Source organism: Haliea sp., from assembly GCF_041395985.1.
Classification (GTDB): domain Bacteria; phylum Pseudomonadota; class Gammaproteobacteria; order Pseudomonadales; family Halieaceae; genus Haliea.
In genome coordinates this window covers 262,610-270,348 of the sequence record NZ_JAWKZJ010000006.1, presented here as the reverse complement: position 1 = coordinate 270,348, position 7,739 = coordinate 262,610, and the positions used below count along the sequence as shown (strand labels likewise).

Sequence of the window (7,739 nt, the reverse complement as noted above, 5' to 3'; positions counted from 1 at the left end):
TGATGTCCCTGTTGCTGTTGAAGTCACCCGGCGCACAGGGCGCCGATGTGGTGGTGGGCAATTCCCAGCGCTTTGGCGTGCCGATGGGTTTCGGCGGGCCACACGCCGCCTTTTTCGCCACCCGGGATGCCTTCAAACGGTCTACACCCGGACGCATCATCGGCGTCTCCATCGATCGCCACGGCAACGAGGCGCTGCGCATGGCCATGCAAACCCGCGAGCAGCACATCCGCCGGGAGAAGGCCACCAGTAACATCTGCACCGCCCAGGCGCTGCTGTCCATCATGGCGGCGTTTTACGCCATGTACCACGGCCCGGTGGGTCTGCGGCGCATCGCCGAGCGCATCCACTACCTCACCGGTGTGCTGGCCAACGGCCTGCAGGCAGCGGGACTGCCGGCAGACAACGACGCCTATTTCGACACGCTGACCATCAGCGTGGGGGACCGGCAGCAGGCCATCCTGCAGCGTGCCCTGGACGCCGGCATGAACCTGCGGATTATCGGCACGCACACGCTGGGCATAGCGATGGATGAAACCACCACGGCCGAGGACGTGGACCGTTTGCTCGCCGTCATGACGGGCAAAGAGCCCGCCAACCCCTGCCGCGAGCAACCCGCCCCCGCCTCAGGCATTCCCCAGCCATTGCAGCGCGCGGTGGATTACCTGCAGCACCCTCTGTTCAACGACTACCACTCCGAGACCGAAATGCTGCGCTACATGCGCCGCCTGGAATCCCGCGATATCGCCCTCAACCAGGCGATGATTCCGCTGGGCAGCTGCACCATGAAGCTCAACGCCACCACGGAGATGTTGCCGGTGACCTGGCAGGAGTTCGCCGGCATCCACCCGTTTGCCCCCGCCGACCAGACCGAAGGCTATCGGGAGCTGCTCGCGGAGCTGGAGCACATGCTGAAAGAGTGCACCGGTTACGATGCCATTTCACTGCAGCCCAACGCGGGTTCGCAGGGCGAGTACGCCGGGCTGCTGGCGATTCGCCGCTACCATGAGAGCCGCGGCGACGACCAGCGCGACGTGTGCCTGATCCCCTCCTCGGCCCACGGCACCAACCCCGCCAGTGCCGCGCTGGCCGGGATGCGCGTGGTCATTGTGGAGTGCGATGCCGATGGCAACGTCGACCTCGACGACCTCAGCGCCCGCGCCGAGCAGTACAGCAATGAGCTCGCGGCCATCATGATCACCTACCCCTCCACCCACGGCGTGTTTGAAGAGACCGTGGTCGATGTCTGCGACATCGTGCACCGTCACGGTGGCCAGGTGTATGTGGACGGCGCCAACCTCAACGCCCTGGTGGGCCTCGCCTCTCCCGGCAAGTTCGGCGCCGACGTGTCGCACCTGAACCTGCACAAGACCTTCTGCATTCCCCACGGCGGCGGCGGCCCCGGCATGGGGCCGATCGGGGTGGGCGCGCACCTGCAGCCCTTCCTGCCGTCGCACCCGGTGGTGCCGGTACCCGGGCTGCCGGAAAGCAACGACGTGGTGTCCGCAGCGCCCTGGGGCAGCGCCTCCATCCTGCCGATCAGCTGGGCCTACATTGCGCTCATGGGCGCCGAGGGCCTGACCCAGGCCACCCGCGTGGCCATTTTGAGTGCGAACTACATTGCGCACCGCCTGAAAGATCACTACCCCGTGCTCTACACAGGCCGCAACGGTACCGTGGCACACGAGTGCATCGTGGACATTCGTCCGCTGAAGGAAGCCAGCGGCATTTCCGAAGAGGATATCGCCAAGCGTCTGGTGGACTTCGGCTTTCACGCGCCCACGATGTCATTCCCGGTCGCAGGCACTTTGATGATCGAGCCGACTGAATCCGAGTCTCTGGCGGAGCTGGACCGCTTCTGCGACGCCATGATCGCCATCCGCGAAGAAATCCGCGCGGTGGAAGAAGGCCGCCTGGACGCCGAGGACAACCCCTTGCGCAACGCCCCGCACACCCTGCTGGATGTCACCGCTGAGCACTGGGACCACGCCTACACCCGGGAACAGGCTGCCTACCCCCTGCCCTCACTGCGCCAGCGCAAATACTGGCCGCCGGTAAACCGGGTAGACAACGTGTACGGAGACCGCAATCTGGTGTGTTCCTGCCCGAGCATTGATGCGTATCGGGAGCCGGTGGGGGTCTAGAGAAGCGGGTATATTGAGCGAGCCGACCCGAGTATTCCTACTTTGCGGCGCCCTCTAACGGCGCGAATTGGGGTGCTTGGGTCAACTCATGCGGGCTTTATCCATGCTTGCCCTGAGAGGTTGATCTCGATTGTTGATAACCAAAGAACGATGAGGATGTTAAATATCACCGTCACCCAGAATGTCACTCTGAATGACGACTTTTTGGACTTGTGTCGAAAAAATCTCTGAGCGAGAACAGCTCCCGGCCACCCTCCCAGAAAGGCCAGACAGTGCAAGGTATGCTCAGATGTCCTCCACCCGCCGCTGCGAGCCGCTGATTTATCCAGCCCATACACGGCAAATGTCAGAGCACTCACGAACACGTATGCGAGCAGGAAAACCGGGGCTAGCATTGTCGCCGCCGCAATGAAGAACGCCCCGACTGCCAGCAGCGGAAAAGTGACACTGCGACTGTTCTTGCGGTTACGCCGCTTCGCACCAGGGAGCAAGACGTGCGCGGCCCGAGAACGACCTTGCCTGTCTACACCTGCCTCATACGTAACGATCTGGCCTACCTCGGGACGGCGACTGCTCTGGCCACATGCAGAAATATGCAAGAAGACATCTTTCTCGCCCGTCATCGGCTCAATGAATCCAAAACCCTTCTCGTCATTCCATGACCGAATCTTTCCCTTTTGACGCATTAATTTTCTTCTTGGTGGTTGTTTATCGAAGTGGATGGCACATCTGCGGTAACGGTCAAATGTATCAGCGCCGTATTCACTGCGGCAAACTTCCGCAAACGTTGCCCTGCAATGCATCTGTTTGCCATTACTGGTATGTTGCCACCCGCTTCCCTCAAACCCATAGGAAAACTGCAATCACCAGAACCACAGCGGCCACAGAAACCCAGCGCGCATGCCGGCGGAATAGCGTCTCCGCCTGATCACCTGCCCAGTAAACCAGCAGAGCGAGTCCGAAGTAGCGCAGGCCGCGGGCCAGCGCAGAGGCCAGCATAAACAGCGCGAAGGAATAACCGGTGGCACCCGCGACCAGCATCGCCATCTGGAAAGGTACCGGCGTCACGCCTACGCTCAGCACAAACCAGAAACCGTGGTCGGCCATCGCCATACGTGCACGCTCGAACTGATCCGGTTTGGCGAACCACTCAAGCAGCTGATCACCGAGAGCGTCGAAGAACCACAAGCCGACGCCATACCCGACACTGGCGCCCAGCAAACAGCCGATCAGGGACAGCAGGGCAAGCAGAAACAACTGATGTCGCCTGGCCTGCATCAAGGGAATCAGCAGCGCCTCCAGGGGAATCGGCACAACTGTGGACTCCAGAAACGAGGCCAGTGTCAGCCCCCAGAGCGCGTGCCGGGACTGAACCAGACGCTGACCGAAGCGGCGCAGTCGGGAACCGTCAACCTGACCTCGCTCATCGCTCACGGCTCCGGGCGCCACCAGAGCCAGGTGAGCACCACCACAAAGACCGTAGTGATGATAGCGGCAAACATGACCGGCGCTCCGGATAGCCACAGCAAGGTGGTGCTACCGCCCAGCATCAGCGTTGCCAGCCATTTTGCGCGTCGGGAGACGGCGCCGTTGTCCTGCCAGGCAATGATGTGCGGCCCATAGTCCGGGTGGTTGAGCAGCCAGTCATTGAGTTCCGGCCAGCCGCGGGACGCGGCCCAGGTGGCGACCAGCAGAAACGGTACCGTGGGCATGATGGGCAACAGTATGCCCACCGCCGCCAGCAGCAGTGCGATAACCGCTATAAAGCGCCAGAAGAAGCTGTGCATTGCGCGCGCCCGGGTGGAAAGACTAACCAAACGCCGTGGCAGCGATCTCGAAGGACCTGAGCCGCTGCTGGTGGTCGTGGATGGATGACATCAGCATCAATTCATCGGCACCCGTCGCGGCAACAAAGGCCCCCATGGCCTCCGCAACGGTGTTGCGATCACCCACTGCCGAGCAGCGCAGCATGTCCGTCAGCATGTGCTGCTCCTGGGGCGTCAGCGTGTCGAAGTAGCCCGCCTGCGGCGGCGCGAGTTTGCCCTGGGTGCCGCGACGCAGACGCACGAAGGTTTGCATCATCGTAGTCTGCAGCACCTGCGCCTCGTCATTGGTATCCGCCGCAAACACGTTGTAGCCCAGCATCACGTAGGGTTTGTCCAGCTGTTCCGAGGGTTCGAACTTTTTCCGGTAAAGCGCTATCGCCTGTTCCATATAGGCGGGAGCGAAGTGTGAGGCAAACGCAAACGGCAGGCCCAGCATCGCCGCCAGCTCGGCACCGTACAGGCTGGACCCCAGAATCCAGAGCGGCACCTCGGTGCCGGCGCCAGGGGTGGCGACCACCGCCTGCCCGGGCTGCGCCGGCTTCAGGTAGTACTGCAGTTCGAGGACGTCATTGGGAAAGTTATCGACGCTGCTATTCATATTGCGGCGCAGGGCCTGCGCCGTGCGCGGATCCGTACCCGGCGCGCGCCCCAGGCCCAGGTCGATACGGCCCGGAAACAACGTGGCCAGCGTGCCGAACTGCTCGGCAATCACCAGCGGCGCGTGGTTGGGCAGCATGATGCCACCCGAACCGAGGCGTATCGAGGTGGTGGCATTGGCCAGGTGCGCAATCACGATGGACGTTGCCGCGCTGGCGATGCTCTGCATGTTGTGATGCTCGGCAACCCACAGGCGGTGATAGCCCCAGCGCTCCGCGTGCTGCGCCAGATCGCGCGCGTTGTGCAATGCGTCCGCGGTGGTGCTGCCCTCGGGAACAGCGGTAACATCAAGTATGGAGAGTGGAATCATCGGCGGAGTATAGCGGGATGTATCACCCCGCGTCATTCTGCCGCGGCAATTCGCCAGCGCATGCGTTTGCCTCCTGGCATCGCCCCGTTGCGTGTCGCCCCCTCAGCCGCCCGTTTCCGGAAAAGGTCCCTGCCATGACGATCAGCCCCGCACTGCAAGCCATCATCGATGCCATACCAGCGGACTTCGCTGATCCGGCCGCAGACTATCGGGCCGTGCGCGCGATGTTTGCGCCGTTCCATGGCCGTCCGGTCAGCGCTGACCTGAAGATTACGCTGCGCCACTACGGCGGCGTTCGTTGCGGTGACTATGTCCTCCAGGGCCACCCCAGTGACCGCATCGCCTTCCACTGCCATGGCGGTGCTTTCGTGTCCACACCGCTGGATGAATACCATTTTTATGCGGAAATCATCGCGCGGCAGATCGATTGCCGGGTGATCATGCCCGACTATCGCCTTGCGCCGGAACACCCCTACCCCGCCGCGCACGACGACTGTTTCAATGCCTATTGTGGACTGCTCGATACCGGCGTCAGCCCTGGCAATATTGTGCTGATTGGTGAATCCTGCGGCGGCAGCCTCGCACTCGGGCTGTTGCTGCGGCTGCGCGACGCGGGCCTGCCCATGCCGGCCTGCTGCATATCGCTGACCGGCTGGTTCGACCTGTCGGTTGCCGAGTCTCCGACCCGCGGGCGGGACCCCTTCCTTACACCCGAGTGGGTGCGCAACCGGGGCCGGGACTATGTCGCCGGTCAACTCGCGCTGGATGACCCCCGCGTGTCCCCGGCCTTCGCCGCGGTGCACGGCCTGCCGCCACTATATCTGCAGGTTGGCGAGTATGACACCGTGCGTGAGGGCGCGCTGCTGCTCGCCGCAAACGCCCTGCGCAGCGGTGTGGAGGTCACGATGGAGGGCTGGCCCGGAATGATCCAGGGCTGGCATGGCCTGGTGAACGAGAGGGTGCCGGAGGCGGTTGCCGCGTGGGCAAATATACGGCGCTATATCCACACAGTAGTCTAACGAGATACCAGGTCCTTAGCGCTCACCTCGACAGCAGCCCCCCAAGCCCGTATAGTGCCGGCCCGCTGTACGCCACCGCATAGCCGCGGTGGCACATCCATTCCCCCTTGCACGCGCGCAGGAATACGCTCTTGATTACCACCGCGAACATCACCATGCAGTTCGGTGCCAAGCCGCTGTTTGAAAACATTTCCGCCAAGTTTGGTAACGGCCACCGCTATGGTCTGATCGGTGCCAACGGCTGCGGCAAATCCACTTTCATGAAGATCCTCAGCGGTGCGCTTGTCCCCACCGCGGGCAACGTATCGATCGAGCCCGGCTGCTCGGTGGGCATCCTGAACCAGGACCAGTTCGCCTTCGAGCACTACAGTGTGGTCGATGCCGTGATCATGGGTGATGTGGCGTTGTGGAAGGTGAAGCAGGAACGCGAGCGCATCTACGCCCTGCCGGAAATGAGCGAAGAGGACGGCATGCGTGTGGCGGAGCTGGAAGTACAGTTCGCCGAAATGGACGGCTATACCGCGGAAAGTCGTGCCGGCGAACTGCTGCTGGAAGCGGGCATTGATGAATCCCTGCATTTCGGGCTGATGAAGCAGGTGGCACCGGGCTGGAAACTGCGTGTTTTGCTGGCACAGGCACTGTTTGCCGACCCGGACATCCTGCTGCTGGACGAGCCGACCAACAACCTCGACATCCACAGCATCAACTGGCTGGCCGGCGTGCTGAACCAGCGCAAGAGCACCATGATCATCATTTCCCACGACCGCCACTTTCTGAATGCGGTGTGCACTCACATGGCGGATATCGATTACGGCGATTTGCGCATCTACCCCGGCAACTACGAGGCGTTTGTGGCTGCCTCCACCCTGATCCAGGACCAACTGCAGGCCGGTAACGCGAAAAAGTCCGCGGAACTGGAAGAGCTGCAGAGCTTTGTGAATCGCTTCTCAGCGAATGCGTCCAAGGCCAAGCAGGCCAGCTCACGCGCCAAGAAGATGGAGAAAATCAAGCTGGACGAGATCAAGCCCTCCAGCCGGGTGTCGCCCTACATCACCTTCAAACAACACAAGAAGCTGCATCGGCAGGCCCTGGTGCTGGAAGGGCTCGCACACGGCTTTGACGGCGCGCCGCTATTCAGCGGTGGACAGATGATTCTGGAAGCGGGTGCGCGCCTCGCCGTGATTGGCGAAAACGGTACCGGCAAGACCACATTCCTGCGCTGCCTGCTGCAGGAGATCCAGGCCAACAGCGGCGCGGTAAAGTGGTCGGAAAATGCGGTCGTCGGCTATTGCCCGCAGGACAGCAGCGCCGATTTTGAGGGAGACCTCACCATCTTCGAATGGATGACCCAGTGGCGCATGCCACGGCACGACGACCTGGCAGTACGCGGTATGCTGGGCCGGCTACTCTTTACCGCCGACGATGCGAACAAAAAGGCCAGCGTGTGCTCGGGGGGCGAGAAAAACCGACTGATGTTCGGCAAGCTGATGATGATGGACAGCAACGTGCTGATCATGGATGAGCCGACGAACCACATGGACATGGAATCCATCGAGGCGCTGAACAAGGCGTTGGCCAACTACGACGGCACGCTGATCTTCGTCAGCCATGACCGGCAGTTCGTCTCCTCACTCGCGACTCGCGTGGTTGAAATCAAGGACCAGTCCCTGATCGACTTCCAGGGAACCTACGATGAGTATCTCTCCGACAGGGCCAGGGCAGAGGCCAGGGCCGCCTGAGCAATGCGGCGAGCCCTTCTTTCACGGCACTATCCACAGGCAAA

The 7,739-nt window shown here is 62.1% G+C and carries 7 protein-coding genes; 3 read left to right on the top strand and 4 right to left on the bottom strand.

Features of this window, described 5'->3' with window-relative positions; all coding sequences use genetic code 11:
* The coding region (gene gcvP, locus R3E49_RS13050) for an aminomethyl-transferring glycine dehydrogenase (protein WP_371295450.1) at window positions 1–2,144 on the top strand (2,144 nt) is incomplete at its 5' end.
* Between the two features lie 86 nt (window positions 2,145–2,230).
* On the opposite strand, the gene R3E49_RS13045 is transcribed toward gcvP, so the two are convergent.
* Genes R3E49_RS13045 through R3E49_RS13030 form a run of 4 tightly spaced genes read right to left on the bottom strand, consistent with a single transcriptional unit; the run spans window position 2,231 to window position 4,937 of the window.
* Window positions 2,231–3,007, bottom strand: a complete 777-nt coding sequence (locus tag R3E49_RS13045) for a DUF1294 domain-containing protein (protein WP_371295449.1) — start codon at window positions 3,005–3,007, stop codon at window positions 2,231–2,233.
* Window positions 2,985–3,578 carry a YqaA family protein gene (locus tag R3E49_RS13040; RefSeq protein WP_371295448.1) on the bottom strand — a complete coding sequence of 198 codons (594 nt, stop codon included), beginning with the start codon at window positions 3,576–3,578 and terminating at the stop codon, window positions 2,985–2,987. Before R3E49_RS13040 ends, R3E49_RS13045 begins: the two co-directional genes overlap by 23 nt.
* A complete protein-coding gene (locus R3E49_RS13035) occupies window positions 3,575–3,931 on the bottom strand; it encodes a YbaN family protein (protein WP_371295447.1) in 357 nt (118 codons plus the stop codon). Before R3E49_RS13035 ends, R3E49_RS13040 begins: the two co-directional genes overlap by 4 nt.
* Before the next feature lie 22 nt (window positions 3,932–3,953).
* The gene (locus R3E49_RS13030) at window positions 3,954–4,937 is read right to left on the bottom strand and encodes an LLM class flavin-dependent oxidoreductase (RefSeq protein ID WP_371295446.1); all 984 of its coding nucleotides are present in this window, start codon (window positions 4,935–4,937) and stop codon (window positions 3,954–3,956) included.
* Between the two features lie 134 nt (window positions 4,938–5,071).
* Between R3E49_RS13030 and R3E49_RS13025 the strand changes: the two genes are divergently transcribed.
* Both R3E49_RS13025 and R3E49_RS13020 read left to right on the top strand, forming a co-directional pair.
* Window positions 5,072–5,956, top strand: a complete 885-nt coding sequence (locus R3E49_RS13025) for an alpha/beta hydrolase fold domain-containing protein (RefSeq protein WP_371295445.1) — start codon at window positions 5,072–5,074, stop codon at window positions 5,954–5,956.
* 131 nt (window positions 5,957–6,087) lie between these two features.
* The gene (locus R3E49_RS13020; RefSeq protein WP_371295444.1) at window positions 6,088–7,695 is read left to right on the top strand and encodes an ABC-F family ATPase; all 1,608 of its coding nucleotides are present in this window, start codon (window positions 6,088–6,090) and stop codon (window positions 7,693–7,695) included.
* The last annotated feature ends 44 nt before the right edge of the window (window positions 7,696–7,739 follow it).